The sequence below is a fragment of the Geodermatophilus sp. SYSU D00867 genome (assembly GCF_054050315.1).
On record NZ_JBJGZC010000032.1, the window covers coordinates 24,573 to 45,995 of the forward strand.

The 21,423-nt window shown below is 78.2% G+C and carries 18 protein-coding genes and 1 rRNA gene; 2 read left to right on the top strand and 17 right to left on the bottom strand.

What is annotated here, in order from left to right:
- Position 1 precedes the first annotated feature (1 nt).
- Genes ACI8AK_RS21850 through steA form a run of 7 tightly spaced genes read right to left on the bottom strand, consistent with a single transcriptional unit; the run spans position 2 to position 9,788 of the window.
- Entirely contained in the window at positions 2-1,738 is a 1,737-nt protein-coding gene (locus tag ACI8AK_RS21850; protein WP_456957991.1) for a CTP synthase, read from the bottom strand.
- Entirely contained in the window at positions 1,716-4,076 is a 2,361-nt protein-coding gene (locus tag ACI8AK_RS21855; RefSeq protein ID WP_456957993.1) for a hypothetical protein, read from the bottom strand. The genes ACI8AK_RS21850 and ACI8AK_RS21855 overlap by 23 nt, the downstream gene beginning before the upstream one ends.
- On the bottom strand, positions 4,073-5,203 hold the full coding sequence (locus ACI8AK_RS21860) for a glycosyltransferase family 4 protein (RefSeq protein WP_456957995.1): 1,131 nt from the start codon (positions 5,201-5,203) through the stop codon (positions 4,073-4,075). The genes ACI8AK_RS21855 and ACI8AK_RS21860 overlap by 4 nt, the downstream gene beginning before the upstream one ends.
- Positions 5,196-6,842: a murein biosynthesis integral membrane protein MurJ gene (gene murJ / locus ACI8AK_RS21865; protein ID WP_456957997.1), complete on the bottom strand. Its 1,647-nt coding sequence runs from the start codon at positions 6,840-6,842 to the stop codon at positions 5,196-5,198. Before murJ ends, ACI8AK_RS21860 begins: the two co-directional genes overlap by 8 nt.
- Positions 6,839-7,708: a hypothetical protein gene (locus tag ACI8AK_RS21870; RefSeq protein WP_456957999.1), complete on the bottom strand. Its 870-nt coding sequence runs from the start codon at positions 7,706-7,708 to the stop codon at positions 6,839-6,841. Before ACI8AK_RS21870 ends, murJ begins: the two co-directional genes overlap by 4 nt.
- Positions 7,705-8,655 (bottom strand): copper transporter, encoded by a 951-nt coding sequence (locus ACI8AK_RS21875; RefSeq protein ID WP_387994394.1) that lies wholly within the window; start codon positions 8,653-8,655, stop codon positions 7,705-7,707. The genes ACI8AK_RS21870 and ACI8AK_RS21875 overlap by 4 nt, the downstream gene beginning before the upstream one ends.
- The gene (gene steA / locus ACI8AK_RS21880) at positions 8,652-9,788 is read right to left on the bottom strand and encodes a putative cytokinetic ring protein SteA (protein WP_387994397.1); all 1,137 of its coding nucleotides are present in this window, start codon (positions 9,786-9,788) and stop codon (positions 8,652-8,654) included. Before steA ends, ACI8AK_RS21875 begins: the two co-directional genes overlap by 4 nt.
- A gap of 441 nt (positions 9,789-10,229) precedes the next feature.
- On the opposite strand from steA, the gene ACI8AK_RS21885 reads away from it, so the two are divergent.
- A complete protein-coding gene (locus ACI8AK_RS21885; RefSeq protein ID WP_456902372.1) occupies positions 10,230-10,850 on the top strand; it encodes a TetR/AcrR family transcriptional regulator in 621 nt (206 codons plus the stop codon).
- A 111-nt stretch (positions 10,851-10,961) separates the two neighbouring features.
- Here the strand turns inward: ACI8AK_RS21885 and ACI8AK_RS21890 are convergent, their stop codons facing one another.
- The 7 genes from ACI8AK_RS21890 to ACI8AK_RS21920 form a co-directional block, all read right to left on the bottom strand.
- Positions 10,962-11,678, bottom strand: a complete 717-nt coding sequence (locus ACI8AK_RS21890; protein WP_456902371.1) for a methylase — start codon at positions 11,676-11,678, stop codon at positions 10,962-10,964.
- Positions 11,679-11,824: 146 nt separating this feature from the next.
- Positions 11,825-13,699, bottom strand: a complete 1,875-nt coding sequence (gene recN / locus ACI8AK_RS21895; protein WP_387994404.1) for a DNA repair protein RecN — start codon at positions 13,697-13,699, stop codon at positions 11,825-11,827.
- Positions 13,674-14,726 (bottom strand): NAD kinase, encoded by a 1,053-nt coding sequence (locus tag ACI8AK_RS21900; protein WP_456958001.1) that lies wholly within the window; start codon positions 14,724-14,726, stop codon positions 13,674-13,676. Before ACI8AK_RS21900 ends, recN begins: the two co-directional genes overlap by 26 nt.
- Positions 14,727-14,838: 112 nt before the next feature.
- Positions 14,839-15,636 carry a TlyA family RNA methyltransferase gene (locus tag ACI8AK_RS21905; protein ID WP_387994410.1) on the bottom strand — a complete coding sequence of 266 codons (798 nt, stop codon included), beginning with the start codon at positions 15,634-15,636 and terminating at the stop codon, positions 14,839-14,841.
- On the bottom strand, positions 15,636-15,887 hold the full coding sequence (locus tag ACI8AK_RS21910; RefSeq protein ID WP_387994413.1) for a hypothetical protein: 252 nt from the start codon (positions 15,885-15,887) through the stop codon (positions 15,636-15,638). Before ACI8AK_RS21910 ends, ACI8AK_RS21905 begins: the two co-directional genes overlap by 1 nt.
- A 175-nt stretch (positions 15,888-16,062) precedes the next feature.
- The gene (locus tag ACI8AK_RS21915) at positions 16,063-17,133 is read right to left on the bottom strand and encodes an HAD-IIA family hydrolase (protein WP_456958003.1); all 1,071 of its coding nucleotides are present in this window, start codon (positions 17,131-17,133) and stop codon (positions 16,063-16,065) included.
- Positions 17,130-17,561: a tetratricopeptide repeat protein gene (locus ACI8AK_RS21920; RefSeq protein ID WP_387994417.1), complete on the bottom strand. Its 432-nt coding sequence runs from the start codon at positions 17,559-17,561 to the stop codon at positions 17,130-17,132. The genes ACI8AK_RS21915 and ACI8AK_RS21920 overlap by 4 nt, the downstream gene beginning before the upstream one ends.
- A gap of 150 nt (positions 17,562-17,711) precedes the next feature.
- On the opposite strand from ACI8AK_RS21920, the gene ACI8AK_RS21925 reads away from it, so the two are divergent.
- The gene (locus ACI8AK_RS21925) at positions 17,712-19,001 is read left to right on the top strand and encodes a DUF1015 family protein (RefSeq protein WP_456958005.1); all 1,290 of its coding nucleotides are present in this window, start codon (positions 17,712-17,714) and stop codon (positions 18,999-19,001) included.
- A 29-nt stretch (positions 19,002-19,030) separates the two neighbouring features.
- On the opposite strand, the gene ACI8AK_RS21930 is transcribed toward ACI8AK_RS21925, so the two are convergent.
- From ACI8AK_RS21930 to rrf, 3 genes are all read right to left on the bottom strand, one after another.
- A complete protein-coding gene (locus ACI8AK_RS21930; RefSeq protein WP_456958007.1) occupies positions 19,031-19,390 on the bottom strand; it encodes a single-stranded DNA-binding protein in 360 nt (119 codons plus the stop codon).
- A gap of 99 nt (positions 19,391-19,489) precedes the next feature.
- Positions 19,490-20,350 carry a tetratricopeptide repeat protein gene (locus ACI8AK_RS21935; protein ID WP_387994426.1) on the bottom strand — a complete coding sequence of 287 codons (861 nt, stop codon included), beginning with the start codon at positions 20,348-20,350 and terminating at the stop codon, positions 19,490-19,492.
- A gap of 959 nt (positions 20,351-21,309) precedes the next feature.
- A 5S ribosomal RNA gene (gene rrf, locus ACI8AK_RS21940) occupies positions 21,310-21,423 on the bottom strand; the annotation flags it as partial.

A 21,423-nucleotide genomic window follows, 5' to 3' on the forward strand; every position in this document is an offset into this window, starting at 1 on the left:
CTCAGATCCCGACCTTCTCCGCCTCGGCCTCCACCGGCACCGGCAGCCGGGCGGACTCGGCGCGGTCGATGGCCGCGTCGACGAACGCCGCGAACAGCGGGTGCGGGCGGGTGGGGCGGCTCTTGAGCTCCGGGTGGGCCTGGGTGCCGACGAAGAACGGGTGCACCTCGCGCGGCAGCTCGGCGAACTCGACCAGCAGGCCGTCGGGCGAGGTGCCGCTGAACACCAGGCCGGCGTCGGAGAGCCGGTCGCGGTAGGCGTTGGCCACCTCGTAGCGGTGCCGGTGCCGCTCGGTGATCTCGGTCGAGCCGTAGGCGGCCGCGGCCTGCGAGCCCTTGAGCAGGTGCGCCGGGTAGCTGCCCAGCCGCATGGTGCCGCCCAGCCCGCGCTCGCCGGCGATGACGTCGACCTGGCTGGCCATGGTGGCGATGACCGCGTCGGGGGTGTCGGGGTCGAACTCGGCGGAGTTGGCCTGCTCGAGCCCGGCCACGTTGCGGGCGTACTCGATGACCATGCACTGCAGGCCCAGGCACAGCCCCAGGGTCGGGATGCCGTTGGTGCGGGTGTAGCGGATCGCGCCGAGCTTGCCCTCGATGCCGCGGACGCCGAACCCGCCGGGGATGCACACGCCGTCGACGTCGGACAGCGCGGCCGCCGCCCCCTCGGGGGTCTGGCAGTCGTCGGAGGGCACCCAGCGGATCCGCACCCGGGCGCGGTGGGCGAACCCGCCCGCGCGCAGCGCCTCGCTGACCGACAGGTAGGCGTCGGGCAGGTCGACGTACTTGCCGACCAGCGCGATCGTCACCGTCTGCTTCGGGCGGTGCACCCGCTCGAGCAGGTCGCCCCACACGGTCCAGTCGACGTCGCGGAACGGCAGGCCCAGCCGGCGGACGACGTAGGCGTCCAGGCCCTCGCGGTGCAGCACCTTGGGGATGTCGTAGATCGACGGCGCGTCGGGGCAGGAGATCACGCCCTCGGCGTCGACGTCGCACATCAGGCTGATCTTGCGCTTGAGGCCGGTGCCGATCTCGCGGTCGGCGCGGCAGACCACCGCGTCGGGCTGGATGCCGATGTTGCGCAGCGCGGCGACCGAGTGCTGCGTCGGCTTGGTCTTCAGCTCGCCCGACGGCGCGATGTAGGGCACCAGCGAGATGTGCAGGAAGAAGCAGTTGTCCCGGCCGATCTCGTGGCGCACCTGCCGGGCGGCCTCGAGGAAGGGCAGCGACTCGATGTCGCCGACGGTGCCGCCGATCTCGGTGATGACGACGTCCACGCCCTCGTCGTCCTCGGTGCCGGACTCCGCGGCGGCGAGGATGCGGGACTTGATCTCGTTGGTGATGTGCGGGATGACCTGCACGGTGTCACCGAGGTACTCCCCGCGCCGCTCCTTGGCGATGACGTCGGAGTAGACCTGCCCGGTGGTGACGTTCGAGCGCCGGCCGAGGTCGGTGTCGAGGAACCGCTCGTAGTGGCCGACGTCGAGGTCGGTCTCGGCGCCATCCTCGGTGACGAAGACCTCGCCGTGCTGGAACGGGTTCATCGTCCCGGGGTCCACGTTGAGGTACGGGTCCAGCTTCTGCATGGTCACCCGCAGGCCGCGGGCGGACAGCAGAGCGCCGAGGGAACTGGCCGTCAGGCCCTTGCCGAGAGAGGAGACAACTCCACCGGTGACGAAGACGAACTTCGTCGGCTGGGAGTTGTGGAGGAGCCCGCGATCACGCATTCCAGGTCGACCCACGGGAACCCACCGTAACACGGTCCGGGTCCTCGTCCCGGCTGTCCGCGGGCACGCCCCGCCGGCCAGGCGCGGTCGTGGCCAGCGTCACCAGCAGCGGCACGAGCAGCGCGGCGGCGGTCGCGGGCAGCGCGACGCCGGAGTCGTTGACCGCGGCGCCCAGGGTCAGGCTCAGCGCCGCGGCGACCAGCCCGGCGCGCAGCACGGCCGCGTCGGCCGGGCGCAGGCCCGAGCCGCCGTCGCGGAGCAGGCCGGGACCGCGCAGCAGCGCGGGCCGGCGGCCGCGCACCAGCCAGACGGCGGCCACGAGCGCCACCGGCAGCATCCAGGCCAGCGCGCTGCCGAGCAGGATGCCGACGTTGGCCGAGGCCTTGCGGCTCACCACCGTCCACGCCTCGCCGGTGAGCAGCTGCTCGACGAACCGGCCGAGGTGGCTGCGCTCGGCGGCCGGCCGCAGCCAGTCCAGGAACGCCAGCGTGCCGACGGCGACCACCCCGGCGCCGAGCACCGCGGCCAGCCGCACCGCGGTCACGCGCACGCCGGTGAGCAGCATCGCCAGCAGCAGGAAGCCGGGCAGCACCGCGAGCACGCCGCCGAAGTCGCGGCCGAGCCCCGGCGCGCCGACCAGCACCACGGTGGCCAGCCCGGCGCCCAGGACGACGGCGCCGGTGACCCGCCGCGCCCGCCGCCCGCCGTCGTCCCGCCCGGCGCGGCGGCCGGCCGCGGTGGCGACGACGGCGGTGCCGACCAGCGCGGCCGCCGCCAGCAGGCCGGAGGTGAGGTTGCCGTAGCCGGTGAACCGCCCGGCGACGATCGCGTCGTAGCCGAGCAGCCCGTCCAGCTCCAGCGACGAGCCGGTGAGCACGTCGGCGACCAGCGTGCCGACGGTGACCGCGAGGACGGCCAGCGGCGGCCCGCCCCGGCGGCGGCGCCACGGCCCCAGGACGGCGACCGCGACCACCGCGGCGTCGGCCACCAGCAGCGCCCCGGCCAGCGCCCACCGCGGCGAGCCGGCGCGCTCCCAGGGCAGCAGCCCGGCCAGGTAGGTGGCCACCGGCAGCGCCGCGGCCGCCAGGGCCGCGAGCTCCAGCACCGGCCGCAGCCGGGCGCGCGGCCGCGCGCCGCGGGTGAGGCCGAGCACGAGCACGCCGAGGACGACGACGGCGGCCTGCACCACCACCAGCGCCGTGAAGAACGTGCCGGTGCTGCGGTGGTGGGTGACCGCGGCGGTGTTGGCCCGCTCCAGCTCCGCGACCGCCTCCGCGGTGGCGGGACGGCCCCCGGTCACGGTGAGCGGCTGGCCGTTGACCGACGCCGGCTGCTCGAGGTCCAGCGCGCGCAGCACGGTCGGGGCGACGTCGATGAGCTGGGTGAACGGCGCCCGGCCGGTGCTGGCCGACGTCAGCCACCCCGGGCCGGGGAACCCGGGACCCGAGGCGATGCCCACGTGCAGCTGCGGGCGGCCGTCGTTGACCTCCGAGACGCCCTGCACCAGCAGCAGCGTCTCGCCGGGCAGCGTGTCCACGGCGGCGCGCAGCCGGGCCACCTGCTCGTCGACGGCGGCCAGCGCGGCCTCGCGGGAGACCGGGTCGGTGCCGGTCTCGCTGCCCTCGGGCGCGGGGACGCCGGCGTCGACCAGGCCGTCGAGGGAGACCAGCGTGAGCGGGCAGGGCTCCAGCAGCGCGGCCAGCGCCGCCGGGTCGGCCGGCAGCGCGTCCTCGCGGGTCAGCCCGACCCCGGGCGCGGCCACGGCCAGCGCCGCCGCCCGGCCGACGACCGTCGCGCAGCCGACCGCGGCGCCGAGGGCCCCCGGCTCGGCGCCGAAGCGGGCGCTGGCGTCGTCCTCGGCGACCGCGCGGACGGCGCTGAGCGGATCGGCCAGCCCCGCCTCCGCCAGCCGCTCCTGCAGCCCGCAGTGCGACAGCTCGGGGCTGGCCGGCGGCCCGGCCGGCACCGGCTCCTGGGAGGGGGCCGCGCCGGACTCGCCGGGGGCGTCCGGTGTCTCCCCCGGCAGCGGCACGGTGGGCAGCGGGACCATCGGCAGCATCTCGTCCGGCGCCGGGAAGCGGGCCCGGTTGCCCGCGCCGAGGGTGGCCCAGCCGTCGAGCAGGCAGGTGGTGGAGCGGGCCGCGCGCACCGACACCGCCCCGACCGGCGAGGTGTCGGCCAGCTCCCACAGGGCCGGCGTCCGCCCGGGGTCGACGTCGTCCCACACCAGCCCGGGCACGCCGACGACGAGCACCCGGTCGGCGCGCCGGCCGTCGTCCGCCGCCGCCGATCCGGGCAGCCCGAGGGCGAGCAGCGCCAGCAGCACGGACAGCAGGACGGCGGCGCGCCTCACCGCGGGGGCCCCAGCAGCTCGCGGTAGACGGCGACCAGGGTGCGGGCGGTGGCGGCCTCGTCCGGCCAGCCCGCCGCCCGCGCCCGCCCGGCCTCGGCCAGCGCGGCGGCGCGGGCGGGGTCGGCCAGCAGGTCGGCGACCGCGCCGGCCAGCGCGGCGGCGTCGCCGGGGGGCACGAGCAGCGCGCCGTCGCCGAGCAGCTCCGGCAGCCCGCCGGTGCGGGTGGCGACCAGCGGCGTGCCGGCCCGCAGCGCCTCCTGGGCGGTGAGCGAGCGCGCCTCCCAGCGGGAGGGCAGCACGACCAGGTCGGCGGCGGCCAGCAGGTCGGCGACGTCGTCGCGGCGGCCGAGCAGGGTCACCGGCAGCCGCTGCGCGGCGATCCGGGCGGACAGCTCGGCCTCCAGCGGCCCGTCACCGGCGATCGCGACCAGCGGCGCGCGGTCACCGGCCGCGCCACGGGCCAGGGTCGCGGCGGCGTCGAGGAGGACGTCGTAGCCCTTCTGCGGGTGCAGCCGCCCGACGGCGAGCACCAGCGGGCGGCCGTCGGCCAGCCCCAGGCCGGCGCGGACCTCGTCGCGGGACCGGCGGGCCGGCGGCAGCGCGGGCGCCGACACCGGCGCCACCCGGACGTCGCGGGCGCCGAGGCGGCGGGCGTTGTCGGCGAGGTCGCCGGAGGCGGCCAGCACGACGTCGGCGGCGCGGACGGTGGCCCGCTCGGCGGCGGCCAGCACCCGGCGGAGCGGACCGGAGCGCTCGGGCAGCGCGTTGTGCAGGGTGACCACCAGCGGGCGGCGGGTGCCGCCGCGCACCGCGGCGGCGGCGACCAGGCCGGCGCGCAGCCCGTGGGCGTGCACGAGGTCGGCCCCGGCGGCGGCGCGGCGCAGCGCGAGCACCGCGCGGGTGTCGGCGAGCGGGTCGAGCCCGGCGGAGATCTCCACCGGGGTGAAGCCGGCCGCGGCGGAGAAGCCGAACAGCGCGTCGGTGGCCGCGGGCCCGCAGACGGTGACCCCGGCGCCCGCGCCGGCCAGCGCGGGCAGCACCGAGCGCAGGTGGGTGCCGACGCCGCCGGTGCTGGTGGCGAGCACCTCGGCCACCCGGCGGCCGGCCAGCGGTCGGGCCTCAGCCACCGTGCACCTCCGTCCCCCCGGGCGTCCGCAGCGCGCGCACCGCCGCGGTCAGGGGGCGGCGCGCCGTCCCCATCATGACCGCCGCCGCCACCGCGGTCACGGTCGCCGCCGCCAGCAGCCCCGCCCCCGCCGTCGCGAGCAGCGAGCCGCCGGGCACCGGGTCGGCGCCCAGTGCGCGGGCGACCGCGAGGCCCGCGGCCGCGCCCGCCCCGGCGGCGAGCAGCGCCGGCAGCCCCAGGCGGGCCAGCCCGGCCAGCCCCGTGGGCCCGGCCGTCCGCGCCGTGACGACGAGCAGGCCGAGGCCCGCGGCGGTCACCCCGGCGCTGTGCCCGGCGCCCAGCGCCAGCGCCCGGTCCGCGACCGGCAGCGCGGTGGACAGGACGACGTCGGCGGCCACGGCGAGCAGCCACCCGCCGAGCACGCACGCCGTCGGCGCCCGCCACAGCCCGCGGGCGTAGAGCGCCCGGGTGAGGACGGCGACCAGGCCGTAGCCGACCAGGCCCGGGGCGAAGGCGACGACGGCGTCGCGCAGCGCGGCGACCCGGTCGGCCTCCCCGTCGACGAGGAACACCCGCGCCATCGGCCCGGCGACGGCGGCCAGCACCGCGGCGGCCCCGGCGCTGGCGGCCACGACCAGCGCGGTGACCGGCGCCAGCGCGCGGCGGTAGCCGGGCAGGTCCCCGACCGCGGCGCGCTCGGCCATGAGCGGGTAGGCGGAGGTGGCCAGCGGCACCGCGACCGCCGCCCACGGCACGAGGAACAGCGTGAGCCCGGCGGTGTAGGCGACCTGGGTGCCGTCGGGCCCGTCGCCGGCCAGCCGGATGGCGACCGCGGCCACCAGCTGCTGCCCGGCGAGGGTGAGCACCCCGGCGACCGCCAGCCGGCGCACCTGCGGCGCCGCGCCCACCGGGAACCGCAGCGCGGGCCGCAGCCCCAGGTGCAGCCCCCGCACCGGCAGCAGCACCGCCAGCGCCAGGGCCAGCACGCCGAGCGTCGTCCCGACGCCGAGGACCAGCTCGCCCGTCGTCGTCAGGTCCCGGACCTCCCGGCCGCCGCCCGTCCACGCGAAGGCGGCGTACGCGGCGGCGACGACGACGCTGGACAGCAGCGGCGCCAGGGCCGGCCAGGCGAAGCGGCGGTGGGCCTGCAGCACGCCGGTGGCGACGACGGCGAGGCCGTAGAGCACCACCTGCGGTGCGAACACGACGAGGAAGCGGGCGGCCAGGTCGACCTCGGCGGGCGTGCCGCCGCCGAGCAGCAGCTCGGCGACCGGGTGCGCGAGGACGGCGAGCAGCGCGGCCAGCGGCGCGAGCACCAGCAGCGTCCAGCCCAGCAGCGCCGAGGCGGTCCGGCGGACCTGCTCGCGGTCTCCGGCGGCGATGCCGGCGGCCAGCATCGGCACGACGAGGGAGGCCAGCGCCCCGCCCGCCACCACCTCGAAGACGATGTTCGGGACGGCGTTGGCCGCGGTGTAGGTGTCGCCGGTGCTGTCCGCGCCGACGGCGTTGGTGAAGACCAGCGTGCGCCCGAAGCCGGCGAGGCGGGCCAGCACGGTGAGGACGGCGATCAGCGCGGCGGCGCCGGCGACCCCCTGTGCGACGCGGCGGCCGGGCGGGCGCACCGCCGGTCCGGCGCTCACGCCGGGCGGCGGCCGAGCCGGTCGAGCTCCCGCAGGCCCGGCGTGGCCTCGATGACCCGGGTGAAGCTGACCCGCTCGCTGGCGAGGGTGAGCGCGGTGACCGCGGCCAGCAGGCCCGCGCGCGCCGGGCGCGAGGGGACGGCGGCGGCCCGTAGGCCGAGCACCGCGCCGAGGGCGTTGGCGCCGGCGTCGCCGAGCATCACCCGCTCGCCGAGGTCGGCGGGCAGCACCGCCAGCGCCGCACCGAGCGGACCGGCGGCCAGGCCGCCGGCCGGGCCGCGCAGGCCCGCCGCGGCGGCGAGCGCGCCGGCCTTGGCCGCGCGGCCGGGGCGCAGGTCGAGCAGGTTGACCAGGTTGGCGGTGCCGGCGACCAGGCCGGTGGTGAGGACGGCGTCGGCGATCCCCCGCCCGCCTCGGGCCCCATGCCCGCCTGCCGAGAGCAGCGCCGCGACCGCGGCGGCCGCGCCGATCCCGGCGACCTTGACCGCGCCGGCCGACACCCGGCCGGCCCGCAGCGCGGCGAGGTGCCCGGCGAGGCCCTTGTCCCGCGCCTGCTCGGGGCGGGCACCGGCGAGGTCGTCGTAGCCGCCGACCAGCCCGGACACCGCCCCGGCGACGGCGGCGGCGGCGCGGGTGCCGGCCGGGGCGCCGAGCACGGCGCCGGCGGTGGCGGCCGCGGCCAGCGCCGGCCCGCCGAGCAGGGTCACCGGCCGCCCGGCGTAGTTGGTGCGCCGCCACGGGGCGCCGACGGGGCGGGCGTCGAGCGCGGCCGCGGCGGCGAGACCCGCCCGGGCGGCGGCCGCGCCGGCGGCGGCGAGCAGGAACCGGCGGCCGGTCGTGCGGCGCGGGAGCCGGCGGCCGGTCACGGGGTGGTGGCGGGCACCGGCGGGACCGGCTGGGTGTCCTCCCCGGTGCCGTACTTGCCGGAGGTGCCCTCGCGCTCGCGGCCCAGCGCCAGCACGGTGCTGATCTGGCCCGAGGGGCTGGTCACGTTGTCCACCGAGGAGACCGCCGCGGAGACCGCGGGGTCGGCGCGCACGACGCCCACCAGGCCGGTCTCCCCCGCCGAGTCGGCGTCGCCGGCCACGACCGCGCCCGAGCCCTCGGCGTCGAGGGCGGTGACCAGGTCCAGCAGCACGTCGTTGCGGTCGGCGGCGTCCTCGCCGGTCGGCGCCCCGGCGGTGAGCACCACGGCGAAGTCGGCCGGGGTGACCGACGCGGAGTCCTGGGAGAGGACCTCCAGCGCCGACAGCCCGGCCAGCACGGTGGACACCGCGGCGGTGTCGGGGGCCGGGGTGCCGTCGGCCGGGACCATGAGGACCTGGGCGAGCAGCGCGCCGACCAGCTGGCCCGTGTCGTCGGTCTCGGGCAGCACGACGCCGGCCGGGCGGCCGGGGCCGGTCACGTAGCTCTGCAGGCCCGCCTCGCTGGCCGGGTCGCTGTACTCCGGCGCCAGCGAGACCTGCCCGGAGATCGTCCCGCCGGCCTCGGTGACCAGCGCGGTGACCTCCTCGACGGTGTCGGTGGTGACCTCCTCGGAGGCCTGCACCAGCAGCACGCTGCGGCCGGTCAGCGCGCCCTGCACCAGGGCCGGGGCGACGGCGGACTCGAAGGCCTGGCTGCTGTCGACCTGCGTCTGCAGGTCCTGGGTGGTGTCCTCCAGCGCGCGCTTGTCGTCCTGCAGCGAGGTGACCTGGCCCTGCAGGTTGTCCAGCAGCGGGCCCGACAGCTGGGTCGCGCCGATCACCAGCCCCAGGGCGATCGCGAGGAACACCGCGATCAGGGAGACCAGGTGGTACCGGAAGTCGATCACGAGAAGAGGTTCTCCAACCAGAACACGAAGCTGTCCCACTGGTCGACCAGCAGGTCGAAGTAGATCCGCCCGGCGGTGGTGACGGCCAGGGCGGCGACGATGGCGACCAGCGCGGCGAGCACGAGCACGACCAGCGCGGCGGTCGAGATGCGGCTGCGGTAGAGCCGGCTCACGCCCTTGGCGTCGACCAGCTTGCCGCCCAGCCGCAGCCGGGTGAGGAAGGTCGAGGCCATGCCGCCGCGCCCCTTGTCGAGGAACTCCACCAGCGTGGCGTGCGTGCCGACGGCGACGATGAGCTTGGCGCCCTTCTCGTCGGCCAGCAGCATCGCGATGTCCTCGCTGGTCGCCGCGGCCGGGAAGGTGATCGCGTCGACGCCGAGGTCCTGCACCCGCTTGAGGCCGGGGGCGCGGCCGTCGACGTAGGCGTGCACGACGACCTCGGCGCCGCTCTTGAGGACGTGGTCGCTGACCGAGTCCATGTCGCCGATGATCATGTCCGGCGAGTAGCCGGCCTCGATGAGCGCGTCCGCGCCGCCGTCGACGCCGATGAGGACCGGCCGGTAGTCCCGGATGTAGGACCGCAGCGCCTGCAGGTCCTCCTTGTAGTCGTAGCCGCGGACGACGACGAGCACGTGCCGGCCCTCGATGGCCGTCTGCACGTCGGGCACGCCGACGCCGTCGAGCAGCAGCGCGCGCTCGCGCTTCATGTACTCCATCGTGTTGGTGGCGAACGCCTCCAACTGCGTGGACAGCCCGGCCTTGGCCTCGGCCATCGCGGTCGCGACGGTCTCCGGCGTCTGCTCGGTGCCCTTCGCGACGGCCGTGCCGTCGGGGCCGTAGAGCGTGTCGCCCTCGACGCGGACCTGCGCGCCCTCCTTGAGCGCGGCGAACACGTCCTTGCCGACGCCGTCGACGAGGGGGATGCCGGCCGCGGTGATGATCTCCGGGCCGAGGTTCGGGTAGCGCCCGGAGATGCTGGGCGCGGCGTTGACGACGGCGCCGACCCGGGCGGCGACGAGGGAGTCGGCGCTGACCCGGTCGATGTCCACGTGGTCGATGACGGCGATGTCGCCGGGCCGCAGGCGCTTGGTGAGGTTCTTCGTGCGACGGTCCAGCCGGACGGTGCCGCTCACCCCGGGTGCCGCCTCCTGGGCCCGGCTCCGTCGCAGGGTGCCGATGCGCATTGGCCGATGGTCCCACGCACGCCGTCGGCGGTTCTCCTCCGACGCGCAACTGCAACGGCCTGGTCACGCAGGGTGTCCGACACCACGGCCGACGCGACACGCCCGGCACGCACGTCCCACCAGCACCGCTCCATCTCCCAGCGGCGCTGTCTAGCGTTGCCCGCTGTGACACGTGGGGCTCCTGCTGCCAGCATCCCGGCGACCCGTCCCGGGGCCGCGGAGGAAGGGCCGGAGACGACGGCTCCCCCGCACATCCGCGCTGTGCCCGGGGGCCCGGCGCCCGCACCGGTCCCCGTGCCCGGCCCGCCGCCCGCCCCCGCCGGGCGGCCCGGGGATGCGCCGGCCGGGGAGCGTCGGGCCGCCCGGCGGCGGGAGCGGCGCGGCTCGGGCGTGCGGGAGCGCCGGCGGCGGGAGACCCACGACCGGATCGTCGACGCCGCCGCCGAGCTGTTCGCCGAGCGCGGCTTCGACGCGGTGAGCGTCGTGGAGATCGCCCAGCGCGCGGGCGTGGTGGAGAAGACGGTCTTCAACCACTTCCCGGTCAAGGAGGGGCTGGTCCTCGCCGCCGACCCGCCGATGCGGGCCGCGCTGCTTGACGCCGTCGCCACCCGCCCGGCCGGGGAGTCGGTGGCCGCGGCGGCGGGGACGTTCGTCGTCCGGGCGATGTCCATGCTCGGCACGCCCGAGGCCGCCGAGGGCGTGGCCGCGATGGCCCAGGTCGTCCGGGGCTCGCGGACGCTGCAGGCCCGCGAGCGGGAGATCCTCGGCGAGCTCACCGCGGCGCTGGCGGCGCAGATCCGCGCGGAGACCGGCGCCGGCGACGGCGCGGTCGAACCCGAGCTCACCGCCGCGGCGGTCACCGCGCTCTACGGGCGGCTGCTGGAGCTGGCCCGCGACCGGGTGCTGGCCGGCGTCACCGGCCCCGAGCTGGCCGAGGAGCTGCGCACCGCCGGCCGCCGCGGGCTGTCGCTGCTGCAGTTCGGCCTGGCGGGCTACGCGAAGCGCCGCTGACCGCGCCGGCCGAGGGCTCGCCGCGACCGTCGAGCTCACCGCCGCGGACGGCGGCGCCCCGCGGGCGGGCACCCGACGGCGCTGTGCGTGCCGCTGGGCTGAGCGCCCGGCTCAGGCCGGCAGCTGCAGCGCCCGCAGCAGCTGGTCGGCGCGGTCGCCGGGGATGTCCGGGTCCTTCGTGAACAGCGCGACGGCGACCATGTACTCGTCGTCGCCGGCCCATCCGCGGCCCTCCGCGACGATCCGGCGGATCTGCTCGCGCACCTTCGGCTCGCTGCTGTAGGGCCCGTAGTCCAGGCCCATCGCGAGGAAGTTGACCACCCGGTAGCCGAGGTCGGCGGCGGTGCTGACGGTGGTGACCGGATCGGCGTAGCTGGCGACCGCGGTGACCACGTGGTCGTAGCCGGCCTTGAGCAGCTGAAGGGTGAGGTCGTTGCCGCGGACGCCGCCCCACAGCTCGGGCATGAGGATGTCGCGGTCGGGCGCCGGGATGTAGGGCGGGTTGGCGATCGCGGTGGTCACCGGCTCGCCGCCGGCGGCGTCGGCCTGGTCGAAGAAGTCGCCGAGCTCGACGGTGTAGCGGTCGGCGACCCCGCGCTCGGCGATGTTGGCCCGCGCCTTCCGCACCGAGTCCTCGCTGATGTCGTAGCTGCGGACGCGCAGGCCGGGCAGGCCCTGCACGACGTCGGCGATCGCCGAGGCGTCACCGGTGCCCAGCTCGACCAGCGGCGCGGTCTCCCACCCCAGCTGCTCGCGGTACTGCTGCAGCAGCATGCAGACCGAGAAGCCGTAGTGCGCCGACTCGTCGGCGGAGCTGAAGCAGCTCACCGGTCACCCCCGGCGGTCCGGGCGGGGCAGGCCGCGGCGAGGGGTGACGGGAGCGGGACGTCGGCGCGCACGGGTCCCGCCTACCCCCGTCACGCGATCGACACTCCTGCGTCCCACCACCCGGTCGTGTACGACCGGCCGGGCTCCTACGCGGTGCGCGCCGCGGCGGCGACGGCGAGCAGCTCGCGGGCGTGCGCCTGCCCGGTCTCGCTGTCGGCGAGGCCCGAGAGCATGCGCGCCAGCTCCCGCACCCGGTCCTCGCCGTCGACGGCCCGGATGTCGGTGGCGGTGACACCCGCGGCGGTGTCCGGGGACTTGTCCACCACGAGGTGGGTGTCGGCGAAGGCGGCCACCTGCGCGAGGTGGGTGACGACGACGACCTGGTGGTCGCGGGCCAGCCGGGCCAGCCGCCGCCCGATCTCCCCGGCCGCCTGCCCGCCGACGCCGGCGTCGACCTCGTCGAACACCATCACCGGCACCGGGTCGGCGCCGGCGAAGACCACCTCGATCGCGAGCATCACCCGGGACAGCTCACCGCCGGAGGCGCCGCGGTGCACCGGCCGTGGCGGGGCGCCGGGGTGGGCGGCCATGAGCAGCGCGACCTCGTCGACGCCGTCGGGCCCCGGCTGGTCGGGGTGGCTGTCGATCGAGAAGGAGACCCGCGCGCTCTTCATCGCCAGGCCCGCGAGCTCCCGGCCCACCTCGGCGGCGAACCCGTCGGCGGCGGCGCGGCGGCCGGCCGACACCCGGGCGGCGAGGTCGTCGACCTCGGCGCGGGCGGTGTCGCGGGCGGCCTCCAGCGCCTCGAGGGCCTCGTCGGAGACGTCGAGCGCGTCGAGCTTGGCGCGCGCGTCCTCGGCCCAGCGCAGGACGCCGGCCAGCCCCTCGCCCGGGTCGGCGTACTTGCGCACCACCGCGGTGATCGCCGCGCGCCGGTCGAGCACCTCGGCCAGCCGGGCGGGGTCGGCGTCGAGGTCGGCGACGTAGCCGGCCAGCTGCACGCTCACGTCGGACACGACCGCGACGGCGTCGGCGAGGTCGCGGGCGAGCAGGACCAGCGCGGGGTCGTCGGTGCCGGCCAGCGCGCGCTCGGCGGTGGCCAGCGCCGCGGTGGCGTCCTGCGGCAGCCCCTCGGCGCCGAGGTCGCCGGTGACGTCGCCGACCAGCGCCGTGCGCGCCTCGTCGACCGCGGCGCGCAGCGCGTCGGCGTCGCCCAGCCGCTTGGCCTGCGCGTCGAGCGCCTCGTCCTCGCCCGGCTCGGGCGCCAGCGCCTCGATCTCGTCCAGGCCGTGCCGCAGCACCTCGGCGGCCTGGGCCAGCTCGCGGGCCTGGCCGCGGCGGCGGTCGAGGTCGGCGGCGAGCTCCCGCCACCGCGCGTAGGCGGCGCGGTAGGTCTCCAGCAGCTGCAGGTGCGCCGGGCCGGCGTAGCGGTCGAGGGCGTGCCGCTGTTCGGCCGGGCGGGACAGCCGCAGCTGGTCGCTCTGCCCGTGCACGGCCAGCAGGCCCTCGGCGAGCTCGGAGACGACGCCGACCGGCACGCTGCGCCCGCCCAGGTGCGCCCGCGAGCGGCCCTCGGCGTTGACCGTGCGGGCGAGGATCAGGCTGCCGTCGTCGTCGGGCTCGGCGCCGGCGTCGGCGGCCCGCTCCCACACCGGGGAGTCCGGCGGCAGCTCGAGCCGGCCCTCGACGCCGGCCCGCCCGGTGGCGCGCACCCGGCCGGGGTCGGCGCGGCCGCCGAACAGCAGGGTCAGGCCGGTGACGACCATCGTCTTGCCGGCGCCGGTCTCACCGGTGACCACGGTGAGGCCGCGGCCGAGCTCGAGGGTGACGTCGTCGATGGCGCCCAGGCCGCGGATGCGCAGCTCGGTCAGCCGGCCGAGGCCGTGCGCGGTGCGCGGTGCAGCGTCCTCGCGGCGGGCGGGCGGGCGGCCGCCGTCGGTGTCGGCCGGGACGGCGGGGTCGGCGGCGGGCGCGGTGCGCGCGCGGCCGGTGCGCTCACGCGTCGGGGTCCGCGGCGCCACCGCGCACCTCCTCCCGGACGCCCCCGTCGCCGTTGCCCGGGTAGGACACGACGTCGCGGGCGAGGACGTTCCGTGAGGACCGCAGCTCGTGGCCGGGGTCGTGCCGGCGGACCTCGCGGAAGCCGCGCACCGGCAGCCCGAACTTGGCGACCAGCCGGTCCCCGAACGTCGTCGTGTGCACCCGCGCGATGCGCACCGGCCGGGCCGCGCGCCGCACGTCGACGCGGCCGCCGTCGGGGACGTCGAACGCACGCCGGCCGTCGGCCGAGACCCGGGCGCGGTTGCCGTCGGGCGGGACCGCGACCGAGAGCACGGCGTCGGGCGAGGTGACCAGCGGCCGGGAGAACAGCGCGTGCGCGTTGCTGGGGACCAGCAGCATCGCCTCGACGTCGGGCCACACCACCGGGCCGCCGGCGGAGAACGCGTAGGCGGTGGAGCCGGTGGGGGTGGCGAACAGGACGCCGTCGCAGCCGAAGCTGGTCAGCGGCCGCCCGTCGATGGAGACCACCACGTCGAGCACCCGCGAGCGCTCGGCCTTCTCCACCGACACCTCGTTGAGCCCCCACGTCCCGGCGACGACGTTGCCGGCGGCGTCGAGCACGTCGACCTCGATGGCCAGCCGCTTCTCGACCGCGTACGCGCACTGCTCGATCGCCGTCAGCGTCTCCTCGACCGCCTCCGGCTCGGTCTCGGCGAGGAAGCCGACGCGGCCGAGGTTGACGCCCATGAGCGCGGCGTGGCTGTAGCGGGCGAGCTCGGCGGCGCGCAGGAAGGTGCCGTCGCCGCCGAAGACCATGACGATCTCGGCGCCGCGGGCGGCCTCGGCGTCGGCGGGGACCACCTCGGCGCCCTTGATGCCGAGCGCCTCGGCCTCGTCGTCGAGCACGCGCACGGTGATGCCGGCGCGTGCCAGCCGCGCGGCGGAGCTGCGGGCCAGCTCGGTGATGTCCTGCCGCCCGGTGTGCACGGCCAGCAGCACGTGCCGCCCGCCTCCCGGGCGCCATCCGCCCTGGCCGGCCTCGCTCATCGGTCCTCCTCGATCCGGGCTGCTCTGCCCGCCTGTGCCCTGTGCCGCGGTGTCCGCCGCCGGTCCCCAGCGTCCCCCCGGACGGGCGTGCCCGCCCGGCCGGTCCCCCGCGTCACCGTGGTCCCTCCGCGACGGCGCGGCGCACGTCCTCCTCGGCCGGCGCGCCGGCGTCGCGGCGCAGCCGCAGGAAGAACTCGACGTTGCCGGCCGGGCCGGGCAGCGGGCTGGCGACCACGCCGGCGGTGCCCCAGCCCAGCGCGGCCGCTGCCTCGGCGACCTCGAGCACGGCCGCCGCGCGCGCCGCCGGGTCCCGGACCACCCCGCCCGAGCCCAGCCGCTCGCGACCGACCTCGAACTGCGGCTTGACCATGGGCAGCAGGTCGGCGTCGTCGGTCGCGCAGGCGGTGAGCGCGGGCAGCACCAGCCGCAGCGAGATGAACGACAGGTCGGCGACCACCAGGTCGGCCGGGCCGTCGATCTGCTGCGGCGTCAGCGTGCGGACGTTGGTGCGCTCGTGCACCCGCACCCGGTCGTCGGTGCGCAGCGACCAGGCCAGCTCGCCGTAGCCGACGTCGACGGCGACCACCTCGCGGGCACCCCGGCTCAGCAGCACCTCGGTGAAGCCCCCGGTGGAGGCGCCGGCGTCCAGGGCGCGGCGGCCCTCGACCGGCACGGCGAAGGCGTCCAGGGCGCCGATCAGCTTGTGCGCGCCGCGGGAGACCCAGCGGTGCTCGTCGGGGTCGGTGCGGACGACGACGGGCGTGCCGGCCTCCACGCCGGTGGCCGGCTTGGTGGCGGCGCGCCCGGCGACGGCGACCCGCCCCTCGGTGATCAGCTCGACGGCGTGCTCGCGGGAGCGGGCCAGGCCCCGGCGGACCAGCTCGGCGTCGAGTCGGCTGCGGCGCGGCATCAGAGCTGGTCGATCGTGCCGAGCTCGCGCTTCAGCCGGTCGTGCTCGGCCTCGAAGACGGCGACGTGCTCCCCCACCGGGCGCTGCGCCAGGTCGGCGAACCGTGTCCCCGGCTGCTCGGGCACGTCGGTGCCCCGGTCGGCGTCCGTCGCGTCGACGACCGGCCCCGCGGGGACGGGCCGGGCCGGGACGCCCGCGGGACCGGGCCGCGGCGGGCCGGGGACCGGTCGCGGCCGGGTCGGCTCGGTCATGGCGCTGACCTCTCGGACGGGAGGGGGGACGGGGTCGCCGGACGGCGGGCACGGGGCGGCGCGGTGCGGCGCCCCTGGCCCGCGAGGGTACCGGCCGGAGACGACGGCGCGGGCCGCCCGAGGACACCGCGGACACCCCGTCGGCTCGCCCGGCCGCTCGTGCCGGCGCGCTGTCTCACCGCTCCGCCAGCCCCCACGCGGTGAGCGCGCGGCGCGCCTCCCCGTCCGCGGCGAGCACCCTGGCCGGCCCGCCCCCGGGCGTTCCCGTCCAGGCGGCGAGGCACAGGGCGCGGAGCCCGTCCAGGCCGTCGCCGGCGCCCTCCCCGGCGCGCAGCTCCAGCAGGCCGTCGCCGTCCGCGGTGGCCAGCCAGCCCCCGCAGCGCCACCCGCCGTCCTCGGCCGTGACCGGCGGGTGCGGCACCAGCAGCCCGCCGGCGTCGGCGGCCAGCAGGTCGGGACGGTGCAGCGGGCCGGCGGCCAGCAGGGTGGCGGGGACGGTGACCCCGCTGAGGACGAGCAGGCTGGCCGCGCCGGCCCGGTGGCTGCCCTCGACGTCGGTGTCCAGCCGGTCGCCGACCACCAGGGGGCGCTCCGCCCCGGTGCGGCGGACGCACTCGGCGTGCATGGCGGGGTCCGGCTTGCCGGTGACCAGCGGCTCGCGGCCGGTGACGTCGCGGACCACGCCGACCATCGCCCCGTTGCCGGGCAGTGGACCCCGCGGCGAGGGGATGGTCGCGTCGGCGTTGGTGGCCACGTGGCGGGCGCCGTTGCGGACGGCGACCACCGCCTCGGCCAGCTGCGCCCAGCCCACCTCGCGGCCGTAGCCCTGCACCACCGCGGCCGGCTCGTCCTCGGCGCGCTCGACGACGGTGAGCCCGGCCGCCCGCAGCGCCGCCGCGACACCGGGACCGCCGACGGGCAGCACCCGCGCGCCCGGCCCGAGCATCCCGGCCACGACCGACGCCGCCGCCTGGGAGCTGGTGATGACCTCGTCCGCGCTCGCCGGTACGCCGAGGTCGGTCAGGTGCCGGGCCACCTCCTCCGGCGGTCGGGCGGCGTTGTTGGTGACGAAGCCCAGCCGCATCCCCCGCTCGCGGGCGGTGGCGAGGGCCTGCGGCACGCCGGGCACCGCGTCCGGCCCGACGTAGACGACGCCGTCGAGGTCCAGCAGCGCGACGTCGTGCACCTCGGCCGGCGGCCGGGGGCTGCCGGCCGCGAGAGCCGGCCGCGCGGACGGGTCGCTCACGCCGTTCCCCCTCCCGACGCCCGCCGCGCCCGCACCCCGCGCAGGGCGCGGGCGTAGTGCGCCTGGTCCGGGCGCATGGCGACCGCCAGCGCGAGGTGCTCGGCGGCCAGGCCCAGCTCGCCGGCGCGGCTGGCGGCCATGCCCAGGCCGAACTGGGCGTAGTCGTCGGTGGGGTTGACCGCCGCGAGCTCGGCGAAGCTGTCGAGGGCGTCCCGGTAGCGCCCGGCGTCGTACTGGGCGCGGGCCAGCGCCTCGAGGATGCTGCGCGAGCCGGGCTCGGCCTCCGCCGCCCGGGCGAGCAGGGTCGCCGCGGCCGCCGGGTCGCCGCCGCTGAGCAGGTCCAGGCCGCGCCGGTACCACTCGTAGACCCCGCCCCCGGGCACACCCCCGCCCGGGAGGTCGTCCTCCGGTGAGCCTGCTGTCGACACCGCTGTCCTCCCGCTCCTGCCGCTCGCGTGCGCGCCGGCCGGTGCGAGGCCCGGCAGGGACCGGGGACCCGGCTGCCGCGGCGGTGCGTGGCCGACGGCTCCTACGATCCCGTCGTGCACTCGTCGTCGGCGGGCCCTCTGCCCCACGCTGTGGCGGGACTGGACGTCCGTCCGTTCCGGGCCCTGACCTACCGGCGACACGACCCCGGGCACCTGGCCCGAGTGAGCTCGCCAGCCTACGACCTGGTGACGCCGGACGGCCGCGAGCGGCTGGCCGCCGCCGATCCGCACAACATCGTCCGCCTCATCCTGCCCGGCGGCACGTCCGGACCCGGCACGGCCGGGGCCACCGGCCCCTGCGGCGGCAGCACCGGCGAGGGCACCGCGGCCCGCGCGGCCCGCACGCTGCGCGAGTGGGAGGACGCCGGGGTGCTGGTCCGGGACGGCGAGGCGGCCCTGTGGCTGTACGAGATGCAGCCGGTCGAGGGCGCGGCCACGGTCGGCTGGCTGGGAGCGGTCGCGGTCGCCGCCGCGGGTGGCCGCGCGGTGCTGCCGCACGAGGACACCTTCCCGGCCGCCGTCGAGGGCCGCCGGGCGCTGCTCGCGGCCACGGCCACCGACCTCGAGCCGATCGTCCTGGCCCACGACCCGGAGCCGGAGGTCGCCGCGCTGACGCAGGCGGCGCCGGCCGGCCCGCCCACGATGGACGTCACCGATCCCGACGGCGTCCGGCACCGCCTGTGGCGGGTCGCCGACCGGGAGGTGCTGCGCGGCCTGTCCGGGGCCCTCGCCCGCACCGGGGCGGTGATCGCCGACGGCCACCACCGCTTCGCCGCGGCCCGCGCGCTGCACCGGGCCCGTCCCGACGGCGACTGCCGGGTGCTCGCGCTGCTGACGCCGATGGGCGCCGGCGGGCTGCGGGTCGAGGCGATCCACCGCGTCGTGCCCGACCTCTCCCTCGACGTGGCCGCGGAGGCCGCCGCCCGCGGCTTCACCGTCACCGAGGTCCCCGCCGGCCCTGACCCCGACGACCTCGAGGTCGCCGTCCGGCGGGCGCACGCCTCGGCCGGGGGTCTGTTCCTGCTCAGCGACGGCCGCCGGCTGCTGCGCCTGTCCGAGCCGTCGGCCGAGGTCCGGGCGACCGTGCCGGCCGAGGCGCCGCCGGCCTGGCGCGGACTCGACGTCGTGCTGGCCACCACCGGGCTGATCGGGCACCTGTGGGGCCGGCCCGACGACCCCGGGTCGGTGCTCGTCGCCCACGACGTCCCCGAGGCGCTGGGTCTGGCCGACCGGCGCCACGGGGTGGCGCTGCTGCTGCGGCCGCCCTCCCCCACGGACGTCGCCGCGGTGGCGCGGGCGGGCGCCCGGATGCCGCGCAAGTCGACGCTGTTCGTGCCCAAACCGCGGACCGGGCTGGTCCTGCGCCCCCACGGGGACTGACCGACGCCGCCGGCCCGGCCCGCCGCCGCTCACGCCGTCCGCACCGTCCCCCCGGCACCGCTCCGCGGCACCTTGCGACCGCGCCGGCAGTTGACCTCGCACACCGAGGCCGTGCCGCCCGGCGTGCGCCAGAACCGCCGCTGCAGTGCGCCCTCGACCTCGACGACGTCCCCGGCCTCCCAGGCTGCCACCCGCCGCTGCAGCGCGCGGTCGTAGGTGACGCAGGTCAGCACGTCGACCGAGTGCCCGCGGGCCCGAGTCTCGGGGCGGCGCACCACCAGGCGGAAGGTGACCAGGGTGTCCCCGCTGGGGAGGGCCTTGAGCTCCGCGGGGGCCGAGAGCCGCCCGCGGAGCACCACGTCGTTCCGGTCGATGACTGCCACGCTCATGGCGGCAGCCTCACCCGGCCGCGGACGCCCGGGAGGCGCCCCGGGGCGCCTGTGGACCGGCGGCCGCCGTGTGGACGACGGGGACTCGATCGTCGGTGGTCAGTGCCCCGGCTCGTCCTCGGCGGGCGGCTCGACCTCACCGAGCAGCTCGGCCACCTCGCGCTCCACGTCCGCGTCGAAGTCCAGCTCGTCGTCCCCCGCGTCGGCGTCGTCCCCGTCCGCCGCCACGGCGTCGTCGTCCGCGGCCGGATCGACGTCGGGGACCTCCGGCAGCTCCTCCTCGCCGAACGCGACGTCGTCCTCCTCGGGCGCGGCAGCGGCCACGGCCTCCTGCCAGGCGTCGGCGGCCGGGTCGTCGGTGGCGGTGAGGAGGTCGGCGTAGGCGACGGCCAGCCGGCGGGTGGGCTCGTCCTCCCAGTCCACGCCGTCGGGCCGGGGCCGTCCGCCGAGCGCCCCCTCGAGCACCAGCCGGGCCGCCGACTCCTCACCGAGGTCCTGACGGGCGCCCGCCTCGACGAGTCGCAGCTCCACGGTCTCGTCGCGGTCGGGCTGTTCGGCCAGCGCCTCGCGGACCAGCCGCAGCGCCACCTCGGGACGTCCCTGCGCCCGCTCGCAGTCGGCCAGCACGGCCCGGTAGCCCTGGTCGCCGCTCATCCGCCGGTAGGCGCGGAGCTCACGCGAGGCCTCGGCGTAGTCACCGGCGTGGTAGGCGGCGACACCCACGGCCTCCCGCACCAGGGCGATCCGGGACGCCCGGTCGCGCGCCGCCCGGGCGTGCGCGAGCGCCTGCTCGGGGTCCTCGTCGACGAGCGTGCCGGCGACCACCAGGTGCCGCGCGACCGTCTCGGCGTTGCGGAAGTCGAGCCCCCGGAGGCCGGCGCGGACGGCGGGGTCGAGGTCTCGCGGGTCGGCCCAGTCGGGCAGCAGGGGGCCGGCGGGCGCCGGGGGCGTGCGGTCCACCCGGGCCGGCCCACCGGGGCGGCTGCGACGGTCCTCGCTCGGCCGGCGCTCGCGCCAGTTGCCCCCACCCGAGCGGTCGGGACGTCCCGCACCCGACGGGCGGCCGGCGGCCTGGTCCCGGTCCCGGCCGGCAGGGCGCTCGCTCCGGTCCGCCGGGCGGGCGGAGCGGCGGTCCTCCCAGGAGCGGGCGCCGCCCTGGGGGCCGGCTCCGCGGCCGTCCCGGCCACGGTCGCCGCCGGGACGGTCCCCGGACGGGCGGCGGTCCCGCCACGCGCCCTCCGGCCGGTCGCCGCCACCGGTCCGGCGATCACGCCAGGAGCCCTCGGTGCGGTCGGCACCGGGACGCCGGTCCTGCCAGGACCGCTGCGGGCGGTCACCGCCGGGACGGCGGTCCTGCCACGTCCGCTCGGTGCGATCCCCACCCGGACGGCGGTCCTGACCGGGCCGCTCGCTGCGATCCGCACCGGGACGGCGGTCCTGCCAGGAGCGCTCGGCCCGGTCGCCGGCAGGACGACGGTCCCGCCACGAACCCTCCGACCGTCCACCGGCGACCGGACGGCGGTCCTGCCACCCCGCGTCACCGCGGGCGCCACCGGCGCGCGGCTCCTGCTGGCCTCCGATCCGGCGGCCACCGGCCGGCGGTCGACCGCTGCGCTCACCGGAGGCGGCACCGTCACGGCGGCCCTGGGCGCTCTGTCGGCCGGAGCCGGACCCCCGCTGACCGGTCGCACCCCTGCCGGAGGAGCCACCCGCCCGGTCGTCCCGCCGCGAGCGTGCACCGCCACGCGGGTCCTGGCCGTCGGGCCGGCCACGTCCGGCGGAGCCTCGTCGAGGAGCAGTCATGTCGTCGTCAGTACCTCGGTCGCAAGGGCGGCACTCGTTCGAGCACCGGAATGGTGTGCCGGACACGCGAAACGGGGGTCGGAGCCAATGGCTCCGACCCCCGTTCCTGAATGGTTGTCCGGCGGCGTCCTACTCTCCCACCCCGTCTCCGGGGCAGTACCATCGGCGCTGAGAGGCTTAGCTTCCGGGTTCGGAATGGATCCGGGCGTTTCCCTCTCGCCATGGCCGCC

Bases quoted from the DNA above. Each gene is read 5' to 3' on its own strand.
- ACI8AK_RS21900 (WP_456958001.1), bottom strand. From the start codon at position 14,726: ATGAGCGAGGCCGGCCAGGGCGGATGGCGCCCGGGAGGCGGGCGGCAC.
- ACI8AK_RS21905 (WP_387994410.1), bottom strand. From the start codon at position 15,636: ATGCCGCGCCGCAGCCGACTCGACGCCGAGCTGGTCCGCCGGGGCCTG.
- ACI8AK_RS21910 (WP_387994413.1), bottom strand. From the start codon at position 15,887: ATGACCGAGCCGACCCGGCCGCGACCGGTCCCCGGCCCGCCGCGGCCC.
- ACI8AK_RS21930 (WP_456958007.1), bottom strand. From the start codon at position 19,390: ATGAGCGTGGCAGTCATCGACCGGAACGACGTGGTGCTCCGCGGGCGG.